At 60.3% G+C, this 21,291-nt stretch carries 12 protein-coding genes; 7 read left to right on the top strand and 5 right to left on the bottom strand.

What is annotated here, in order from left to right; all coding sequences use genetic code 11:
- The first annotated feature begins 136 nt into the window (after positions 1-136).
- The 5 genes from JIN81_RS10140 to JIN81_RS10120 all read left to right on the top strand — a co-directional run bounded on the left by JIN81_RS10140 (position 137) and on the right by JIN81_RS10120 (position 9,278).
- Positions 137-1,126, top strand: a complete 990-nt coding sequence (locus tag JIN81_RS10140; protein WP_200278834.1) for a hypothetical protein — start codon at positions 137-139, stop codon at positions 1,124-1,126.
- Between the two features lie 149 nt (positions 1,127-1,275).
- Complete coding sequence (locus JIN81_RS10135) at positions 1,276-5,016, top strand: phosphoribosylformylglycinamidine synthase (protein ID WP_200278833.1); 3,741 nt, start codon at positions 1,276-1,278, stop codon at positions 5,014-5,016.
- Positions 5,017-5,085: 69 nt separating this feature from the next.
- Positions 5,086-5,838, top strand: a complete 753-nt coding sequence (locus JIN81_RS10130) for an ABC transporter permease (RefSeq protein ID WP_200278832.1) — start codon at positions 5,086-5,088, stop codon at positions 5,836-5,838.
- A complete protein-coding gene (locus JIN81_RS10125) occupies positions 5,838-7,358 on the top strand; it encodes a motility-associated ABC transporter substrate-binding family protein (RefSeq protein ID WP_200278831.1) in 1,521 nt (506 codons plus the stop codon). Before JIN81_RS10130 ends, JIN81_RS10125 begins: the two co-directional genes overlap by 1 nt.
- A gap of 15 nt (positions 7,359-7,373) precedes the next feature.
- The gene (locus JIN81_RS10120; RefSeq protein ID WP_200278830.1) at positions 7,374-9,278 is read left to right on the top strand and encodes a DUF4340 domain-containing protein; all 1,905 of its coding nucleotides are present in this window, start codon (positions 7,374-7,376) and stop codon (positions 9,276-9,278) included.
- A gap of 15 nt (positions 9,279-9,293) precedes the next feature.
- On the opposite strand, the gene purC is transcribed toward JIN81_RS10120, so the two are convergent.
- From purC to JIN81_RS10100, 4 genes are all read right to left on the bottom strand, one after another.
- Positions 9,294-10,010 carry a phosphoribosylaminoimidazolesuccinocarboxamide synthase gene (gene purC, locus JIN81_RS10115; RefSeq protein WP_200278829.1) on the bottom strand — a complete coding sequence of 239 codons (717 nt, stop codon included), beginning with the start codon at positions 10,008-10,010 and terminating at the stop codon, positions 9,294-9,296.
- Positions 10,011-10,050: 40 nt separating this feature from the next.
- Positions 10,051-12,099: a right-handed parallel beta-helix repeat-containing protein gene (locus tag JIN81_RS10110; protein WP_200278828.1), complete on the bottom strand. Its 2,049-nt coding sequence runs from the start codon at positions 12,097-12,099 to the stop codon at positions 10,051-10,053.
- 85 nt (positions 12,100-12,184) lie between these two features.
- Entirely contained in the window at positions 12,185-12,916 is a 732-nt protein-coding gene (locus tag JIN81_RS10105; RefSeq protein WP_200278827.1) for a SpoIIAA family protein, read from the bottom strand.
- A 45-nt stretch (positions 12,917-12,961) separates the two neighbouring features.
- Positions 12,962-13,957, bottom strand: a complete 996-nt coding sequence (locus JIN81_RS10100; RefSeq protein WP_200278826.1) for a ligand-gated ion channel — start codon at positions 13,955-13,957, stop codon at positions 12,962-12,964.
- Positions 13,958-14,161: 204 nt separating this feature from the next.
- Between JIN81_RS10100 and JIN81_RS10095 the strand changes: the two genes are divergently transcribed.
- Together JIN81_RS10095 and JIN81_RS10090 are read left to right on the top strand one after the other, a co-directional pair.
- On the top strand, positions 14,162-17,311 hold the full coding sequence (locus JIN81_RS10095) for a DUF1553 domain-containing protein (RefSeq protein ID WP_200278825.1): 3,150 nt from the start codon (positions 14,162-14,164) through the stop codon (positions 17,309-17,311).
- Positions 17,308-18,783, top strand: coding sequence for a DUF1501 domain-containing protein (locus tag JIN81_RS10090; protein WP_200278824.1), 1,476 nt, complete (start codon positions 17,308-17,310; stop codon positions 18,781-18,783). Before JIN81_RS10095 ends, JIN81_RS10090 begins: the two co-directional genes overlap by 4 nt.
- A gap of 9 nt (positions 18,784-18,792) precedes the next feature.
- Here JIN81_RS10090 and JIN81_RS10085 read toward each other — a convergent pair.
- Positions 18,793-21,291, bottom strand: a 2,499-nt coding sequence (locus tag JIN81_RS10085) for an efflux RND transporter permease subunit (RefSeq protein ID WP_200278823.1), incomplete at its 5' end; no start/stop codon positions are given.

Genomic DNA, 21,291 nt, shown 5'->3' with positions numbered 1-21,291 from the left:
GGCGTGCCGACGAAAGCCGGGCGCGCTTGGAATGGCCAAGGGCGGGTTTTTTTCAAAATTCGCCATTGAAGCTTGCCCGGAATCGACGGGGGCCGTTGGATTCGGTCTCGAACTCCCCCCGTTCTTTCCGCACCCCATGAGTCTTCGCAGCCAGCTATCGGACCTCCTCCCCTCGCTTCTCCCCACGAACCCCGCCGAGGCCATCAAGGGGACCGAATTGATCCGGCTCGTTAGGCTTCAGCTCACTGGGAACTACTCCGATGCCTCGCTCCGGTATCACTTTTCCATCATGTCCTGCGACCCGGGTTCGCCGATCGCGAAGGTCGAGAAGGGTCAGGGATACTACCGGCGTTCCGCTCCCGTCCCCGCCCTCTCCGGCGCCCAGGAACTTGTTTCCCTGAGTCAGGGACGGCTGGATGATCTCAATGCCGACCGAGGGGCGGTCGATCACGCCCTCGAGCGGGTCAAAAAATTTCGGGCGATCGTCCACCGTTTCAACGAGGTGAATGGAAAATTTCCCTTCGAGTTCCGTGAGGCATTCACGTCCGGATCACCGCTGGGAAACCTTTGGAAGTTCCCCGAAATGGCGCTGGTCGACTGGCAGACCGGCGAGGATTCGGAGGAGGAAATGTCACTCGACTCGCGAATGCTCAATCTGAAGCAGCGTCTCGGGCTTCCCCCATTCCGTCTCACCTCGGCCCGGCTCCGCATCCAGGCCAACCTGCACTCTTTCCGCGAGGACTTCTTTCAGGCTTTGTCGGCCTCCATGTGGACCCAGGGCGGAGAGTTGATCTATGCCGTCCCGATCGAGGACGAGGCGCTTGCGGACGGGCTCCGTGCGCTGAACTCGGCCTTCGGCGTTGGGGTGAGCTCCTTTGGCATCGACATCGAGACCCTCGACGACCTGCCCCGGGCCGCGAATATCCTGAATGCTCATCCGAAGGAAACCGAGGCCCTGATGGAACGGATCAATTTCGACCGGATTGCCGCTCCCCGACATCGCCAGCACATCGATTGGAATGCCTTCGAAACCCTGCGCCGGGAAAGCTCGGAGGCCGCACGCCTGATCGATTGGCTGTGCAACTGCATCGACAAGGGACGCGCCGAGGCGCTGCGCGGCGAATAGTCGCGTCCTGTCCTTGGGAGTTCGGCTGAATTTCCGATTTTCGCGGGCTCAGTGGGCCTCGGGAATGATCCTTGGCATTGGGCCAAGTGCGTCTTGCCCTCATGCGGCGAGTCGCTACGCTCCCGGCCTTCCACCGTTCGCCCCTTTTCATGCACCGCATTTTCGTCGAAAAGAAACCAGCCTTCGCCCACGAGGCACGCACGCTCCTCCCGGAACTCAGGGAGTCCCTTCACCTCGATCACCTTCAGGGCCTGCGGGTGATCCAGCGCTACGACATCGACGGTCTCAGCTGTGCTGAGTTTGAACTCGCGGTTGGTTCGATTCTTTCGGAGCCCCAGGTGGATCATGCGACGGATGACCTTCACCTCGGTGCCGGCGAGCAGGCATTTGCCGTGGAATACCTGCCGGGGCAATTCGACCAACGTGCCGACTCGGCGGCGCAGTGCCTGCAGATCCTGACGGCCAAGGAGCGCCCGACGATTGCCTCGGCCACCGTCTATGTCCTACAAGGTGGGCTGAGCCCGGAGGAGATCGACAAGGTGAAGCACTTCATCATCAACAGCGTCGATTCCCATGAGGCAACTCTGGAACTCCCGGAATCACTCCATGTGCCGACTCCGGAACCGAAAGACGTCGAGTCCCTCGAGAATTTCAATGCCCTCGACCCGGCGACCGCTTGCAAGGAGCTCGGACTCGCGATGTCCGCTGCGGATGTCGCCTTCTGCCAAAAGTACTTTGGTGAAGAGGAAGGTCGGGCACCAACGCTGACGGAAATCCGGGTGCTCGACACCTATTGGTCCGACCACTGCCGCCACACCACTTTCCTGACCCGGATCGCCGACGTGGAGTTCGATGAAAACACCGGCCCGGTTCAGCGGGCGTGGGAAGCCTATCAATCCGTCCGCAACGATGTGTTCGGCCCAGACACCGATCGGCCTGTCACGCTGATGGACATCGCGCTCATGGGGATGAGGGAACTCCGCAAGTCGGGGGAACTCGACAACCTCGAGGAGTCCGACGAAATCAACGCGGCCTCCATCGTGGTGCCGATTGAGATCGAACCCACAGCGGGCTCAAGTTTCAGCGAAAAGAAGCAGGAAGAGTGGCTGGTGATGTTCAAGAACGAGACGCACAACCACCCAACCGAGATCGAGCCCTTCGGTGGTGCCGCGACTTGCCTTGGCGGCTGCATTCGTGACCCGCTTTCAGGACGTTCCTACGTCTATCAAGCGATGCGCGTGACCGGCGCGGCCAACCCGCTGACACCCTTCAATGAAACCCTGCCGGGGAAACTTCCACAGAAGAAGATCTGCCAGGTCGCCGCGGAGGGCTACTCGTCCTACGGCAACCAGATCGGTCTCGCAACCGGTCAGGTCGCGGAGGTCTATCACCCGGGCTACGTCGCCAAGCGCATGGAGATCGGTGCGGTGGTCGCAGCCGCGCCGCGCAGTCAGGTCTTTCGCGGCAGCCCTGCCACTGGCGACCTCATCCTCCTGATCGGTGGACGCACGGGGCGCGATGGTGTGGGAGGTGCCACGGGTTCTTCCAAGGAGCACAGCGACGATGCGCTCGATAACTCTGCGGAGGTCCAGAAGGGTGACGCACCGACGGAACGGAAGGTCCAACGGCTGTTCCGCCATCAGGAATTGGCGCGGAAAATCAAGGTCTGCAACGACTTCGGAGCGGGTGGCGTGTCGGTGGCGATTGGCGAGATCGCCCCATCGCTCGATATCGACCTGGATGCCGTGCCGAAGAAGTACGACGGGCTCGATGGCACCGAATTGGCCATTTCGGAATCCCAGGAACGGATGGCAGTCTGTGTCGACCCGTCCGACCTCGATTTCTTCATTCAGGAATCGGACAAGGAGAATCTGGACTGCACCCATGTCGCGACCGTGGCCGATCACGGGCGGCTCAGGATCAATTGGCGCGGCAAGACGATTGTCGATCTCTCGCGCGTCTTCCTCGACAGCAATGGCGTGCAGCAGGAAGCCCGGATCAAGGTGAACTCGATACCCTTGGGCTCACCCGAGGCCGCCGCGCCTGCCGAAGGAGAGAACTTGCTCGCCCGTCTCAAGTCCCGGCTTTCCCAGCTCAATCATGCCTCGCAGAAGGGGCTCGGCGAGATCTTCGACGGATCGGTGGGTGCCGGCACGGTGTTGTGGCCCTTCGGTGGCGCTCATCAATTGACGCCGCCCGATGCCATGGTCGCCAAACTTCCACTGCTCGAAGGCGATACCGACGCCTGCAGCTACATGTCGTGGGGTTTCAACCCGGATGTCGCCTGCTGGTCGCCCTTCCACGGCGCGGCATGGGCCGTCACCGAGTCGGTCTGCAAGGCCGTAGCCGCTGGCGCGCGCCTGAGTGACATCCGCCTGACCCTTCAGGAATACTTTCCCAAACTCGGTGACGATCCAGCCCGGTGGGGCCTTCCGTTCGCTTCGCTGCTCGGAGCATTCGAGGCCCAGCACCAATTGCGTCTCGCCGCGATCGGCGGAAAAGACTCGATGTCCGGATCGTTCAACGAACTCGATGTGCCTCCGACGCTGGTGTCGTTTGCGCTCGCACCCGGGTCCGCCTCGCGGGCCCGCTCACCCGAGTTCAAGCAATCGGGTTCCAGACTCTCGCTGATCGAGATCCCGCTCACCTCCGAATCCCTGCCGGACTACCCGAGGATTCTCGAAGTCGCCGAGCAGCTTCACCAATCCAACGAGCTTTTGGTTTCGGTGAAGGCCATCGGCTCCGCGGGCCTCGGCCATGCGATCGCGACGAGTTGCTTCGGCAATGGCTTGGGTGCCGAGCTCGATACCGAGCTCGACCTGTTCGAACCCCGTCCATTCTCGTTCCTCGTCGAGCACGGCGAAGATCTGCCGGCATCGCTTGGAGCCGTCGCCCTCGGGCGAACGACCGAGGCAGCCAAGCTGAACGTGTCCGGTGAGGATCTCGACCTCGACGAGCTACTGGAAGCCTGGACGGGTACTCTGGAACCCATCTACCCGACCCAAGCCGAAGGCATCGATCCTTCGGGTTCTCTGGAACTCGACGCGCCGGATGTCCGCCCTGCCACCCGCAGCCTGCCCACGTCTTCGGCTTCTCCGCGGGTCATCATCCCCGCCTTTCCCGGGACGAACTCGGAGTACGACACTGCCAAGGCGTTTGCCGAAGCAGGTGCGACGCCTTCCATTCAGGTATTCCGAAACCTCACGCCTCAGGCGCTTGAGCAATCCCTGTCCGCACTCGCCGAATCGATCCGCAGTTCGGAAATCCTGATGATCCCGGGTGGATTCAGTGCAGGCGACGAACCGGACGGCTCCGCCAAGTTCATTGCCACCGTGTTGCGCAACCCGATGGTGGCCGACGCGGTGATGGATCTGATCAAGAATCGCGACGGCCTCATCCTCGGGATCTGCAATGGATTCCAAGCCCTCGTGAAGACCGGCCTCGTGCCTTATGGCGAGATCCGCAAGCCGGTGGCTTCGGCTCCGACCCTGGCGCACAATTCGATCGGCCGCCACGTCTCGTGCTACGTCCACACCCGTGTGGAGAGCAACCTTTCACCCTGGCTCGCCGGGAGCTCGATCGGCGACCGACACTGCATCCCGGTTTCGCACGGAGAAGGCCGGTTCGTTGCCAGCGAGGCTGTCATCCGTGAACTGGCGCGCAAGGGGCAGATTGCCACCCGCTACGTGGATGCGTCCGGCGAACCCACCATGGACATCGAGTTCAACCCGAACGGATCAACCGCCGCTGTCGAAGGCATCACAAGCCCCTGCGGCAAGGTCTTCGGTAAGATGGGCCACACCGAACGACGCGGATCGCGCGTGGCGGTGAACATTCCGGGCGAGAAACACCAACCGCTCTTCAAGGCAGGAGTTCGCTGGTTTCAGTGAGGCACTTCAGGCAAACTCATTCATCCACGACGCTCCTGCCCTGAGCCACCGACGATCGGACCCAAATTCATGCGAACCTTGTTCATCCTGTTCCGAAAGGAACTTCGAAGCTTTTTCCAGAACCCGTTTGGCTGGGTCATCATCGCCGCGGTGGCGATTGCCAATGGGGTGGGAATCTCGACCTCGATGAAGGGGTTCGTGGATTCGCCGTCCCAGCACAGCCTGATCTTCGCGACCTTCCACTCGCCGGTTTTCTGGTTCTGGTTCCTGTTCATCTTCCCGCTCATCACGATGCGGAGCTTCGCCGAAGAAGAGCGATCGGGAACCCTGGAGACGCTGCTGACCGCCCCCGTCCGCACCTGGCAGGTCGTGCTGTCGAAATACGGTGCCGCCTTCGCCTTCTACGTCATTCTGTGGATCCCCACCCTGCTCCAGTTCCACCTTTTTTCTTGGGTGGCGGATTTGCCCGATGCCTGGACTCCCGGTGAAGTCTTCGGGACCTACACGATTCTGATCCTGATGGGCATGGCATTCACCGCGGTCGGGTGCCTCGCGTCCTCGCTCACCTCCAGCCAGATCATCGCCGGCTTGCTGACCATCTGTCTGCTGATGCTTCTCTTCTTCTTCGGCTTCATCCCGATCATCTGGGGTGGCGCGTTTCAGGGGGCCGGGATCTTCTACTACATCTCCTGTCAGGAACACCTTGCCTTCTTCGCCAAGGGTTTCCTCGATACCCGTCCGTTCGTCTACTACATCACTCTGACATTCATGGTTCTCTTCCTTACCTACCAGATTGTCGACTACCGCCGCTGGAAACGCTGATGAGTGCTGAAGAAACAACCAAGACCCGGTCGACCCCACGCTTCAGGGTCGGTGTGCTGTCAGTCGTCCAGATCATACTGGTCGTCATCATCTTCTTTGCGGCGAACTTCCTGTCCTCGCTCCATCATCGCCCCTTCGACATCAGCGATGACCTCGGTTTCACCCTGGCACCATCGACCCAGCGATATCTGGCGTCGCCGGACGTCGCCGATCGCGAAGACCGGATCAGGATGATCGTCGCATTCCGGGCGGACTCCCCCTTCTACGAAAGGATCCGACCGGTGGCGGAGGAATACGTCCGCTTGTCGAACGGGAAGATCCAGTTGATGCTGCTCGATCCGATTCGGGCCAACGACCAGGCCGAGTCCATCGCCGCGGAATACAATCTCATCTTCAATCAGGATCTGGTCATCATCGATGCCCGCACCAGTCAGGAACGTAAGGAGGCGAAAGGGCAGAAAGTCAGCCCCCATGTTCACATTTCCCGACTCGAGGACATGGTGGTCTATGAGACCGATGCCAACAACCAGCGTCGGGTCCGCGGGTTCCTCGGTGAGGACGCACTGCGCACCGGTCTGGTCAATGCGATCGAAGGGAAGCCGCGCCGCATGTGGGTCCTCGCTGACAAGAGCGACCTGGGGACGGAGAACGGGTCGGACGTGTGGCCCGTGCTCAGCGCCAACCTCGTATCGCAGAATGTCCTCCCTGAGCGCGTGCAGCTCGGCGGAAAAGAAAGCATTCCGGATGATGTGGACGCCATCGCCATCATCGGGGCCCGCTACGACTTCACTGCCGAGGAACTGAAAATCCTCGAAGCCTACTGGGGGCGTCCGAGAGCATCCATTCTCGTGACCACGGGTGAAGCGGAAGTCCCACCCCGCCTCCGTTCCTTCCTCCGAACGCAGGGCGTGACTCCCCGAAATGACCGCGTGCTGACCAGCAAGTCCGGCGAAGTCCGCACCGCCGTGGTGGCTCATTTCACCTCGGGCATGGAGCTCACGAAGGATCTCTGGGAGAAGTCGACCATGTTTGAAGGGGCGACGAAGAGCCTCGAGGTCCGCGAAGGAGCCGAGGACCTGCTCAACCAGCGAATCGCTCCTTTCAGTCTCCTGGAAGCAGACCCTCGTTACTGGGGGGAGAGCGAGTTCCCGGCGGATAGCGTCGGATTCGACAAGGATCACGACAACATGGCGCCGCTGCCGCTTGCAGCCGCGGTTCTCAAGGGAACCGCGACCGATGAACGTTTCGCGGCCGACACGGGCCGCATGATCGTCATTTCCAATACCGCCTTCCTCGAACCGAATCGGGCACGGCAGGCAAATCTCGACTTCCTCGCCAGCGCCACCAATTGGTTGGTCGGACGGGAATCGCTCGTCGGTGAGGCACCGCGGAACCTGCGCCTCTACCGCATTCCGATCCTCCCCGCGCAGATTACCTTCATCAACCGGATCAACCTCCTCATCCTGCCAATCGGATTGTTTCTGATCGGCTTGATGGTCTGGGCTGGTCGCCGCGCCTGAGTTTCCCTTCGTCCGATGCGTTCCATCTTCTTCACCATCCTGCTCGCCCTCCTCGCCTTCGTGTCGGGGAGTCTGGCGGTCATGCGGATGAGCGAAGGGAGTCTTGCCCGGGTGTTCGGTCTTCCATCCACACCGATTGGCGAAGAGCTCTATGAGTTCGATCCGAACGCTGTGGAGAACATCTACCTGCTTGGTAACGGAACCTCAGCCCACTGCCGCAAGACCGATGCCGGGTGGCAGATGGTGGCACCGTGGGAGGACCGGATGGATCCGCGTGCGGCTCAGGCCATCTTCGGCTTTACCCTCAATGCCAGAGTCGAAGGAGCCATCCCTTCTGAGAAGGTCGAGAGCGTCAACTTCGGCTTCGAGGACGGCCAGATCGGTTTCGGTTTCACGGACCCGAACGGCGACACGATTGCCAAATACATCCTCGGTCACCGCACGGCATGGCGGGGAACTGATCCGGACACCGCCGAACCCATCCCCACCGTGTTTGTTCAGCCGCGGGACAAGGGGCGGAAGGATTACCTCTATGCATGCACCGACCCCGGCGACATCCACTCGCTGCTGAAGGATGAGTTCAAGGCGCTGCGGGATCACCATCCATTCCTGTTCCACCCGACCATCGTCCAGTCCCTGCGCGTGAAGAACCGAACGGGTGAAATGGTGCTCTCGAGGGAGCATCCGAAAGAGCTTTGGTCGATCGTCAAGCCGCTCGGCCTGAAGTCGGATCGCGCAGCACTCGTGCGCTTGCTTCAGGGTCTGTATGATCTCGAGGCGCTCGACGTGAAGAATCGCTCTGAGGTCACGCTGCCTACGGTGGACCCCAAGGAGGTCGAGCAGATCGGTTTGAAGTTCTTCGGTGCAGCCGAAGAAGTCGTGCTCGAGATTTATCCTCCCGAATCCCCCGAGGCGGATCGCGTGCTGGCAAAGATCAGTGATCGACCCAACGCAGTGTTCGAGCTGCCGCTGCTGACCAACGCATCGCTCGAGGGCGGCAAGGATGAGGTCGGCATCAGGGACCTCCCTCTTTCGGTGAACGAACTCCGCGATCCCACGCTGACCTCGATCAACCACCTCGGACTCAAGAGTATTCTGGTTTCCCCCGCGAACGGCGAGGACATCATTCTTCAACGGGCCACCCCGAAGGACCGGTTCAGCATCCTGCTCGATGGCAGGATCGAAGAACCGAGTGTGCTGGCTCTGAATGCGCTCATCAAGACCGTGACCGAAGCGAAGGTCTCGGACTTCGTCTCCGACACCGCCACCGACCTGAAGCCCTACGGTCTCGACCAACCCTTCCTCGTGCTCCGGTTCGCGTCCTTCGATGGCGAGGTCATCCAGCTTTCCTTCGGCCAGGGAAAGGACGGGGACATCCATGCCGTCCGTGACGGCACGACCACGGTGGTGAAGGTCGATCCTTCGATGCTCACCCTCATTCCCACGCGCCCATGGGATTGGCGCGAACGCCAACTGTGGAAGATCTCGCAACCCGACGTTGTCGGGATTCAGCGTCAGATCGGAAATGAGCCGGCCCTTGAGTTGGGCTACGATTTCGTCACCGAGCGCTGGACGGCCAAGAAGGAAGGCAAGGATCTTTCGGTGGAACTGGTGAACAAGCGCGCCGACCTTCTTCTCAACAACCTGCTCGATCTGAAGGCAGATGCCTGGCTTCGTCCGGATCACACGGCTGCGACCGCAGCACTCAAGAAACCTTGGTTGAACCTTTCCCTCCTAATCAAGGAATACGATGACGAAGGAGAGTTCGCAGGCCTGAAGAACCGCGGGTTGGTCATCGCCAAGGTCGGAGAAGAGGGCTCGGTCGTTTACTTCGGAAGGGTCGTCGGCGATGAGAACCCATTCCTGCTCGACCGCGCGAATGCGGAAGCCATCGCGGCCGATCTCTTCGAGATCGAGTAGAAGGCCAACGCAGGCTCAGGCCTCGCTGGCCTTCTTCACACGCTCAAGCACCTCTTGATAGGCCTCCATGACGTTTCCGAGGTCTCGGCGGAAACGATCCTTGTCCATCTTTTCACCCGTCTTGAGATCCCAGAGGCGGCATCCGTCGGGGCTGATTTCATCTGCGAGCACGATGACCGATGGGTCTTCACAGAGGCGACCATACTCGAGCTTGAAGTCGACCAGTTGCAGCCCGCACTCGGCGAAGAACTTGATCAGCAGATCATTCACCTTCAGGGCTGATTCGCGGAAGAACGCAAGGTCCTCCTCGGTCGCAAGCCCGAGCTCGGTGATGTAGGCGTCGTTGACCAGCGGGTCGCCGAGCTCATCGCTCTTGATCGAAAATTCGACGATCGGCTTGGAGAACTCCCGGCCCTCCTCGACCCCTGTGCGCTTGCAAAAGCTGCCTGCGGCGAAATTACGGACGATCACCTCGACCATCAGGATGTCGAGCTTGCGGACTTCGACATTGGTCTCGTCGATCTCGCGCACGAAGTGGGTCGGCACGCCTTCCTTTTCCAGCATCCCGTAGATCAGGGTGCTGATGGCGTTGTTCAGGCGCCCCTTCTCCTCGAACTGGGCTTTCTTCTCTCCATTGAAGGCAGTGGCGTCATTCTTGAACTCCATGCGGAGCGTATTCGGGTCCTCGGTCGTCCACAGGCGCTTTGCCTTGCCTTCATAAAGCAGTTCCATGCCGCTAAGTAAGAATCCCGTCACGGGTGGTCAAGTCCGCTCACTCCGACTCGCTGAATCGAGCCCCACTCATGACCTGAGTCCCGCGATTCTTGCGTGCCGTATTGCCCTGATAGATCTCCGGCCTCAACCCCTGCTCCAGGATCAACCCAGGACCGGAATTGCTCTCGAGGCGGTTGCCTTCGACCTCCACCGAGATCGATGCAAAACGCACCAGCATTCCACCAAGCAGGTTGGCATAGCTGGAATTCTTGCTGACCACACCGGAAGCTCCCGCTGCAAGAAGGATGCCGTATTCCCGGTTTCCCATCACCTCGTTGCCCGCCAGGTTCAGGCCGTCGGCCGCGGAATCGATCAGGATGCCATTCCGGGCGTTGCCCTTGGCGATGCAATCTTGAATCGAGGCGACCGCTTCGTCCCAAGCCTCGAAGCCATGCCCGACATTCGCATTGGCCCGCGACTCCCGAACCACCATTCGACTGCCACTGCCACGGGCCGCCACCCCATCCCAGCCATTCCCTTCGAAGAGACACCGGGAGGCTTCGATCCGACCACCGTCGATCACTTCAAGACCGTGACCTGAGCCATCGCGAAAGATGCAGTCGGTGAAGCTGACCTCCCCGGCACGGACCTGCACCACCGGGTAGCGGTTCTCACTGGCATCGAATCCTTCCTGACGGAAAAGAATCCCGCTCACCGTGGCTCCCTTCGCCTTCGGGCCGAAGGTCAGTGCCGGTGAGCTGGCGGCCTGGGATTGGAGAATGGTCTTTCCCTCGCCCGCCCCCTCAAGTTGAACCGCCACATTGACCGCCAGTCCGGCTTCAAATGTGCCTTCAGAAAGAACCAGGCGATCCCGGTCACGGGCTTGAGCGAGCGCTTCCTCCAAGGTCGGAATGTCGCCGGGAATCTGGATCGTCCGGCTGTAGGATGCGACCTTCTCATAAAGCGCCCGGATTTCGGGATCATCGGGGAAAAGTGCGACGGCTTCCCGCATCCACTCCAGAACCTGAGGGTCGAATTGACCTTGGTCTCGGAGCCTTGCTGCGTCTGCCAACTCTCTTGCCCGTTGGTGTTCCTTCCGCTGCAACTCCTTCGCATCCTCAATGGACTTCGTCATGCTGACGATCAATTCGTCACCGGGCAGCTCGAGACTGAAGGCCGCAACGCTCTCACCGGCCGCCTCCCAATCCTTTTCGTCAATCGCGGCCTGCACGGCTTCCTGTGCTTCGGAGCGAAGCTGCGCCCTGCGGGCCTCACCGATTTTCTTTCGCAGCGCGACCACTTCCGTTTCCTTGGGGTAGCGCTTGATCACCTTGTCGGCCGCTTCCCGCGCATCCTCCAGACGACCGGCCTCAAACGCGGCCAGCGCCTCACCCGACCAGTAGCCGACGAATTGCTCCTGCTCCTCACGCATGCCAACCTCGATGCTGCGGAGTCCTCTCAGCGCTACCTCAGAACCAGGATCGAGTCCTTCAATCTTGCCAAAGGCGAGTCGTGCCTCGTCCCAGCGGCGTGCTTCGACCAACTTGCCTCCCACACCCTCGAGGAAGATGAGCTCGGTCTTGAGCCGCGCTTCACGCTCCGCCTCCATGTGGAAATACAGCCAGCCCCCTCCGGCACCCCCGATCAGGATGAAAATCATAGCGTAGAGCGCGAAACGAAGCCCGCTGGAACCGGTGCCCTCATCATCCGCCGCGTCGCTCACGGCCTTCGCCTCTGCTGCTGGCTCAGCCGGTTTCGACTCCGGTTCAGGCGGGGTCTTGTCCGCAAAAGGAGTCGATGGAGATGGTTCCTTCAGGAAATCGCCTCGTTTCGAATCAATGGGCTCTCCGGTGACGGATCCAGGCACCAGAGCCATCATGGGGGCAACCTTCTCCTTCCGCTTCCGCTCGGCCTCCTCCCGCAGGGCCGCCATGGCTCGGTCGTATTCCTGCAGGCTGTCTTGATAACGCAGCGCGATCGTATCGTTCGGTGCATCGCGGACCATGGCAGCGAGTCGCTCCCGAGCCTCGCTGAGCGCGTCCACGTGGGCCGCTGGATCATCCGTCGGTCCCAATCCCAACACCTGTCTTGCCTGCTCGAGCGTCATCCAAGCGGGGCTCTACCATCGCGGCCGAAAGACGGAAAGAACCTTTCCCTGATTTGCCGATTCTTTCGCACTGGGACCGTCGTGCTCATTCCGCCAACCAATTCCAAGCCCCCTCCTCCTCATCCTTGGTGAAGGCCTTCACCTGAACGGAAAACGGGTTGGGCAGGCTGGTCAGTTTCCGGATCCACCCTTCGTGACCCACGAGGGCGATTCGCTTGAAGTGTTTGAGGTGGGAAAACCCGAACCTCATGTCCGCCATCATCGCGCCCAGTTCGAAATCGTCGAGATTCTCAAGATTGACCAGAAAGGAGATGGGTGACTGCTGCTTCAGGATCTCCTCCATCTTGTCGAGCAGCTTCCGGTATCCCGCACTGGTCACCTTCCCATCGACCGAAACCCACATCACGGTCTCCTCGGGGAACCAAGCCCAGCGCAGCGAGTGGTCCGGATTCACGGGAGCTTCGCTGACCCATTGAATCGCCTCGGCTGCCTCACCGCCATCGAAGTGCCGCACCTCCGCCTGAACGAAGTGCCTCCCGACCTTCGGCAGCGCTTGGAGGAACCCGTTGTCCGAAACGAATGCCACGCGCGACAACAAGCGGTGGTGGTCCTTCACGAACCTGATGTGGGAAACCAAGCCGGAAAGGGAGGCCCAACCGGGGAAACTCGGGGCATCGATCACCAATCCGCGGAGCTGTCCGCCCGCTGCGAGATGGGCATCTACGGCATCATTCAGCCCGTCGAAATCGGCTTCGGAAAGCCCGCTGGTGGGACGAATGATGAGCACACCGTCCGGCTGAATCTTGAGATCGATCATGGTGGAAAGCATAGTCGCCCGGCTCCATCCTGCAAACCCAAGAGATCAGCTCGTGGCGAAAGCCGCCAACAGTGCGAGCAGCACCAACGGATAGGCCCAGCGGAACACCAGATTGAGCCGCTTCGCCAGTTGGGTGTTCCCCTTCCCGTCTTGATTGGCAACGACCACCACGGTGGTCAGCCCGACAAGGATCAACACCGCGGCTCCAAGCAGGAAGAAATCCATGCTCGTCAGGTAGGGCAACTTCGGGAGGTCTTGGGCCGCGACGAATCGATAGGCAATCAGGGCCAGCATTGAGGTGACTGACACACTGACGCGTGGCGGCAGCGTTCCCACCGGTAGCCAATACACCAGCCAGGCCATCAGGGCGATGATGGCAACGGTGGAGAAGATGGTGCCCAGATAATAACGACTCAGCCGCGTCACCTTGAAGTCGATCCGGAAACTCGGGACCTCGATGCATACTCCCGCGACCTGATGGGTACCTGAGGTCAAACGGAACTCGCCGGCCTCCCAGTCGGTGATGGTGAAGGATTTCGAGCGGCCACTTCCCGCCTCGTCGACTTCGAAGACCAGATCTTCGGGTGTCGATTCGACCCCCAGCACCAAAGCATGCAGGCTTTGAACATCGTGCGGGAACTTCCTGAGGTCCAACGGGCAGGCGAAGGTGCTGACACTCCTCTGCCGATAAACCACCGTGCCTTCGTCATCGACCAGAACCTCATCCGGCCACTTGGGGTCGCCGGAGCGTTGATTGGATGGGAGAAGCTTGGGATACCAGACATCAGCCCGGTCCATTCGACGCAAGCCGCTGCCGGGCTTGGCCAGCCGAGGGTCGTTCCAGCTCAACTTGAACCACAGGTCCGCGGTGAACGTCTGGGAGGCTCCATCCACTTCGATCAAGTCGATCAAGTAGACGCCGACCGTCACCTTGGTCTGGCCGGGTGGCGCGGCGATATCAGGCTCACCGACCTCCGCAGACGCGGCGGCCTGCCCCAATGACAAACCCATCGCCGCCCAAATCACCAATATTGTTCTCATCCACATTCCGGCGGGACGCTAGGGCAAGCCAGTGCGTATGGGAAACCTTGGAATCGGTCGAAGTTGCCCGGAAGGACACCCTGCACTCTGGGCATGGCGCTCAAGTTCGTGGTTGTTTTTCACATCTTTCATGCAAGAAAGTGCCTGAATTGAGATTATAGTCTCATCGATCCCGCCCACGTTCTCTCCTGATCGACCAGCCCCATGTTTCGTCAGCTCACTGCCCTCCTGCTCATCTCGCCGCTTCTTGGTGAGACCATCTCCTACAACGAGCAGGTCCGGCCGATCTTGTCCGACAAATGCTTTCTCTGTCACGGGCCGGATGTGGAGAACAACAAGGCAGGGCTGCGCCTCGATCGCGCGGACTCCGCCTACGCGGCGCTCGAGGAGTCATCCGGCCATGCCATCGTCCCGGGTTCCCCGGAAGCATCCGTCGCCTGGAAGCGAATGCTTTCGACCGATCAAGACGAGATCATGCCGCCTCCTGACTCGAATCTCTCATTGAGTGGCCAGGAGAAGGAAATCCTGAAGCGGTGGATCGAGCAGGGCGCGGTCTACGAAGCGCACTGGGCCTTTGTGCCACTGCGGAAAGCCATCGAGGTCCCCACTCCGAAGATGGCAGGATGGGTCGAGAACCCGATCGATGCCTTCGTCCTCGATTCGCTGGAATCCGATGGGCTGAAGCCAAACACTCCTGCTGCTGACACCCGATGGCTCAGACGTGTGACTCTTGATCTCACCGGTCTACCACCGAGTTCCTCCGAGATTGAGGCTTTCAAGGCAGATGGTTCATTGGATCGACGTGCGGCCAAGGAGGCGGTCGTTGAACGCCTGCTGCATTCGCCGGCCTACGGGGAACACATGGCATCCGCCTGGCTCGACGCCGCCCGCTATGCCGACTCCTATGGCTACCAGTCGGACCAGCTCAACCATCAGTGGCCCTATCGAGACTGGGTGATCCGGGCATTCAATTCGAACCTCCCCTATGATCAGTTCGCAACCTGGCAGATTGCCGGCGATGTTTTCGACCAACCGTCCAAGGACCAGGAATTGGCCTCCGCCTTCAACCGGCTTCATCGACTCACAAACGAAGGAGGTTCCATCCGCGAAGAGTGGATGGCGGAGAATGCCGCGGATCGGGTCCATACGTTCGGGACCGCGTTCCTTGCACTGACACTCGAGTGTTCCCGCTGTCACGACCACAAGTATGATCCGATCAGCGCGCACGATTACTACGCGCTTAGTGGTTTCTTCAATTCCATCGACGAGAATGGTCTCTACGACAGCTCGGTGAAGATCCCGGCTCCAGCCATGCTGCTGCCGACTGATGAACAGACCGAAAGGCTGAAGGCGGCGCAAGCCACCCGGCGCCGGGCCGAAGCTGATCACCGTTCGGTGCGAAGCCAATCCGTGGTCCGTTTCATCAAGTGGCTGGAGGAACCCGCGGTCCCTGCTGCCGCTGTGGATCTCGAGGCGCATTATGATTTCACCTCCGATCCCGATCAGGCCATGGTGAATCTGGCCTCCGGAGGCCCGAAGGGAGCCAAACTCGCGGGCGCTGCAATCGTCGAGGAGGGTGCCGGGCGGCATCTGGTTCTCGATGGAGATCATGGGCCGGTGTTTCCGGGTCACCTGCAGATCGACCGCTGGAGTCCGTTTTCCATCGATCTCACCCTTCATGATTCCTTGAGGCAGGCCCATCCGGTGGTCGTGCTCCAAAAGTGCTTCGGAACGGACGTGGGATACAACGGGTTCGACCTGATGTTGGAAGATGGCCATCTTTCGGCGCGCCTCTATCGGGTGTGGCCTGGAAACGGGATCGGGGTGCGGACGCAATCTCCCATCGAGCTTGGCGAATGGACCCGTGTCACCATCACATACGACGGTTCAAGCAAGGCGTCGGGCTTGAAGATCCATCTCAATGGCAAGCCTGCACCTATCGAAATCCTCCGTGACCACATGCAGCAACGAACGATGATCCGAACCTATGGGTCCGGCCATCTGACCCTCGGACAGCGTTTCAGGGATCGAGGGTTCCAAGGAGGTGGAGTCCGACAAATGAAGATTTACCGGAGGGAACTCTCGGAGTTGGAGGTCAGACATGAGGGGAATGTGGATGCGATCCTCCGTTTGGCGGTCCAGCCTGGATCGCAGCGGGAACAATTGCTCGAGTATTTCCAATCGGCCCTGGATGCCGGCACGAGGGCCGCCGCAGCGAAGATGATGGAAGCTCGCAAAGCCGAGGTGATGCTCGAAGAATCAATCCGTGCGATGCCGGTCATGCGGGAACTGCCGGAGCCGCGTGAGACCCACGTGCTGGCCCGTGGGGAGTATGATGCGCCCACCGATGAATCCACCCGTGTCGAACGGGATACCCCGAAGGCCCTCCCCCCACTTCGGCCCCGCGGTTCCACACCTGACCGGCTCGATCTTGCAAGGTGGCTGACGCAGCCGGATCACCCCCTGACTGCCCGTGTCTTCGTCAATCGAATGTGGGCAAATTTCTTTGGTCGCGGTCTTGTATCCACGGCAGACAACTTCGGGTTGCAGGGAAGCCTTCCGACCCACCCTGACCTTCTGGACTGGCTCGCGAGGGACTTTATCGCCCACGGCTGGGACATCCATCATCTATGTCGCCGCATTGCGCTGTCGAATACCTACGCTCAAGACTCAAGTGTCCCGCCGGATGCACTCCAACGGGATCCCGAGAACCATAGGCTGGCAAGAGGGCCCGCTCACCGGCTCGCTGCCGAACAGATTCGAGATACGGCATTGAAAGCCTCCGGCCTGATGGATCCCACGGTGGGTGGACCACCGGTCTCGCCCTATCAGCCTGGCGGAGATCTGTGGAGGGAATCGAACAGCATGTCTCCGGCCTACCGCCAGTCGACAGGTAAGGCATTGCACCGTCGCTCCATCTACTCGGTTTGGAAACGCACCGCTCCCTTGCCGAACATGAGTGCCTTTGATGCGCCGACTCGTGAGGTTTGTGCCGTATCGAGGCCGCGGACCAATACACCGCTCCAAGCCCTGGTGATGCTGAATGACGTGCAGTTCGTTGAAGCAGCCCGGGCCCTCGCTACGGCGGTTCATCATCAAGACCCTTCCACTGAGATCACGGCGGCGTTCGTCCGTCTCGCCGGGCGCCCGCCCTCGACGGAAGAGCTGAACATTCTCATCCGGCTGCATGGCAGTGAGATGGCCTATTTCACCGATCATCCGGAGGATGCGGCAAAGCTGATCGCCCAGGGAGAGGCGCCGGCGCCATCTGGAGTCGACCCAGTCCACCTTGCGGCGACGACCAGCGTCTGCCTCGCCATCCTCAACCTCGACGCCACGCTCTGGAAAAGATGAAGCCCCCATCGATTGACGATTTTTTGCGGATCAACCGCAGGCACTTTTTCAAGCAGAGCGCCACTGGACTCGGAGGCCTGGCCTTGGGCAGCATGCTCGGCCCGGCGTTTGGCAGCGGGCCGGCGGCGAAAGTTGCCAACTTCGCCCCGAAAGCGAAACGTGTCATCTACCTCTTTCAGTCGGGTGGCCCATCGCAACACGATCTGTTTGACCCGAAGCCCCTGCTCCGGGAGCGAAACGGTGAACAACTGCCGCCCGAGGTGCGCGGAGGTCAGCGACTGACGGGCATGTCGGCGAACCAGTCATCGCTGCCGTTGGCCGGGTCACAGTTCGAGTTCAGCCAACACGGAGACTCCGGGCTCTGGCTCAGCGAACTTCTTCCCCATCACCGGGAGATCGCGGACGACATCTGCATGATTCGCTCGATGTATACCGAGGCCATCAATCATGATCCGGCGATCACCTTTTTCCAAACCGGATCCCAGATTGCCGGGCGCCCATCGATGGGCTCGTGGATTTCCTACGGACTCGGGGCGATGAATCAGAATCTACCCTCATTCATCGTGCTCGTTTCCGCCGGGCAAGGCGGCCAACCGCTCTATTCCCGCCTGTGGGGGTCCGGGTTTCTCGATTCCAGATATCAGGGGGTGCAGTTCCGTTCGGGCAAGGATCCCGTTCTCTATCTGTCCAATCCCGAGGGAATCTGCCGAAGCAGTCGACGCTCGACCCTGGATGCCCTGAATGAACTGGAACAAATCCAGTTCAAAAACGAACTCGATCCGGAGATCGAATCCAAGATCGCCCAGTATGAGATGGCTTACCGGATGCAAACGAGCGTGCCGGATGCCACCGATCTCTCATCGGAAAAGGAGGCGACCTTCGAGATGTATGGAGAGGATAGCCGGAAACCCGGGACATATGCCGCAAACTGTCTGTTGGCACGTCGATTGGCCGAGCGCGGCGTGAGATTCATCCAGCTGTATCATCAGGGTTGGGATCAGCATGACAATCTGCCGTCCGCCATTCGTGGGCAGGCCAAGGAGACCGATCAGGCATCTGCGGCACTCATCAAGGATTTGAGACAACGGGGTCTCCTCGAAGACACCCTCGTCATCTGGGGCGGTGAATTCGGTCGCACGGCGTATTCACAGGGGAGCCTGACCGCCACCAGCTACGGCCGCGATCACCACCCACGATGCTTCAGCATGTGGATGGCGGGCGGTGGCATCCGTCCCGGCATGACCTTCGGAAACACGGATCCCTATGGCTACAGCATCGTCGATGCCGATGGCATGCCGATCAACCCGAACAAGCATGCGTATCACCCGGATGCAGTCCATGTGCATGATCTTCAGGCGACCATTCTCCATCAGCTCGGCCTCGATCACACCGCCATCATCCACAAGCACCAGGGCCGCCGGTTCCGTTTGACCGACGTCCATGGGCATGTGGTGAAACAGATCCTCGCCTGAACATGCGCCTCATGCATGGGAGCGGCGGTTCTTGCGGGAAAACAGGTTTCTGACGTCCTCGAGGATCAAGTAGATCGATGGCACGAGGAATAGCGTGATCACCGTGGCGAATAGGATGCCGAAGCCAAGCGAGACCGCCATCGGCACAAGGAAACGTGCCTGCACATCGGTTTCCGTAAGCATCGGCATGAGACCGGCGAAGGTGGTCAGCGAAGTCAGAATCACCGCCCGGAATCTCCGCACACCGGCCGCCGATGCAGCCTCCATCGTGGAGCGCCCATCCTTGTGACGATTGACGAAGTCAACGAGAACGAGCGAGTCATTCACCACCACGCCGGCCAAGGCCACCAGACCGCACATCGACATGATCGAGAGGTTCAGCCCAAGCAGGATGTGTCCACCGATGGCCCCGATCAGACCAAAGGGAATCACTGCCATGATGATCAAGGGCTGCCAGTAGGAACGGAGTGGGATCGCAATCAGGACATACATGCCGACGAGGGCGCCAAGGAAACCCAACCCGATCTCACGCACGCTGTCCGCCTGGTCCTTTTGTTCACCCTCCTGCACGAAACGCACGCCGGGGTATTTCGATGAAACCTGGTCGAGAACATCCGGCTTGAATGAACGCATCACATCATTGGCATTGGTCTGACCTGAAACGTCAGCGGTGATCTTGATCGAGCGCTGGCGATCAGTCCGATTGATGACGGCGGGTCCCCTGCCGAATTCGTATTCCACGACCTGACGGAAAGGCACTTCGGCACCATCGCGGGTCCGGATCTTCATCGTTTCCAGCGCGTCGAGGGTGCGACGGTCGCTTTGAGGAAAGCGGATCATCACCTTGACCTCGTCCCGGCCACGCTGAAGACGCTGTGCCTCACTGCCGTAGAATGCGTCACGGACCTGACTGGCGACATCCTGCAGCCGCAAGCCGAGCGCCTTGCCTGACTGGGTCAATTGCACCAGCCGAAGCTCGTCCTTCCCTTCACGGGTCGAGTCGGCGATGTCGATCACTCCGGGATACTTGTCCAACTCGGTTTTCACCCAGTTGGTGGCATCCTTCAACCGCTCGATGTCGGGACCGACCAGGTTGAAGTCGAAGGCATTGCCACCACCTGCAGTCTCGGCCTTGAAATTCATGTCAACGAGACCAGGAACATCACCGACTGCATCCCGCCAAGCGTCGATGACCTCCTTGGCAAGCACCGAGCGTCCTGCGGCGGCGGTCAACTCCATGGTCACCTCGCCGATGTGGGTCGCCTTGGGAGGCCCGTTCGGATTGAATCCCGTCTGGAAGGGCTGCGTTCCAGCACTCGTCAAAACGTGCTTCACCACGGGCTCGCCGGCGTTGTTGGTTAATTGGTTGCCGACGCTCCAGGCCGCTGCCTCCAAACGGTTTGCAACCTGTTGGGTGACTTCGAACGGCACCCCCTGAGGAAGTTCGAATTTGGCGGTCAGCACGTCGCCCTCGACTTCAGGGAAAAACTTGAACTTCACATGACCCGCCACGGTATAGCCCATGACGATCACCAGAACACCGATGAAGATGGACCACGTGACGTAGCGCCATTTCAAGGCCAAAGCCAGCAGCGGCTTGTAGACCTTCTGGACAAACCGTTCCAAGCCATCGGCAATCGAGCGCTGAAGACGGAAGATGGGATTCGTCGGTTTCTCGTCCCGATGCGGGGCAAGCAATGACAGGTGCGCTGGGAGCACGAACTTCGACTGAACGAGCGAGAATGCCAGGGTCGGAATCACCACCCACGGGATGTTCGGCCAGATCTTTCCGCTCACACCGCTGAGACCCAGCATCGGGGTGAAGGCCATCATCGTGGTGAGAACGCCGAATACGACCACCGTCCCGACTTCATGGGTGCCCTTGTAGGAGGCGATGCGTGGGTGCTCCCCCTTCTGGATGCGGGAATACACGTTCTCCCCGGTGACAATCGCATCATCCACCACGATCCCGAGCACGAGGATGAACGAGAACAGCGAGATCATGTTGATTGATACCCCCAGCTGCGGCATCAGCCAGATTCCGCCTGCAAATGAGACGGGAATCCCGAGGGCAACGAGGAATGCCAGCGACGGCCGCAGGAACAGCGCCAGGACCAGGAGCACGAGTCCCAGCCCCACGATGGCATTCCGTTGGAGTAACTCGAGTCGCCCCTTGAGGTACGAACTCTGGTCGTTCCAAACCGATACCGTGACTCCTTCGGGCAGTCGCTGCTCGGCCTGACTCACGTATTCCCTCACCAACTTGGCCAGAGTGAGGGTATCCTCATTGCCCACACGGTAAACATTCACCAGTACTGCATCCCGCTCGTCGAAGCGAGCAGACAGGTCAACATCCTCGAATGCGTCGAGGACATCGGCGACGTCCTCCAGCAGAATCTCCGAGCCATCTGCAAGCGTAGCCACGGGGATCGTGCGAAACTCGTCAGCCGAGAAGCGTTTGCCCAGGGCACGGATGATGACCTCTCCACCTTCCGTGCGGATCGATCC

The organism is Haloferula rosea (assembly GCF_016595525.1).
Lineage (GTDB): Bacteria > Verrucomicrobiota > Verrucomicrobiia > Verrucomicrobiales > Akkermansiaceae > Haloferula > Haloferula rosea.
This window is presented reverse-complemented; position numbering and strand designations above follow the sequence as displayed.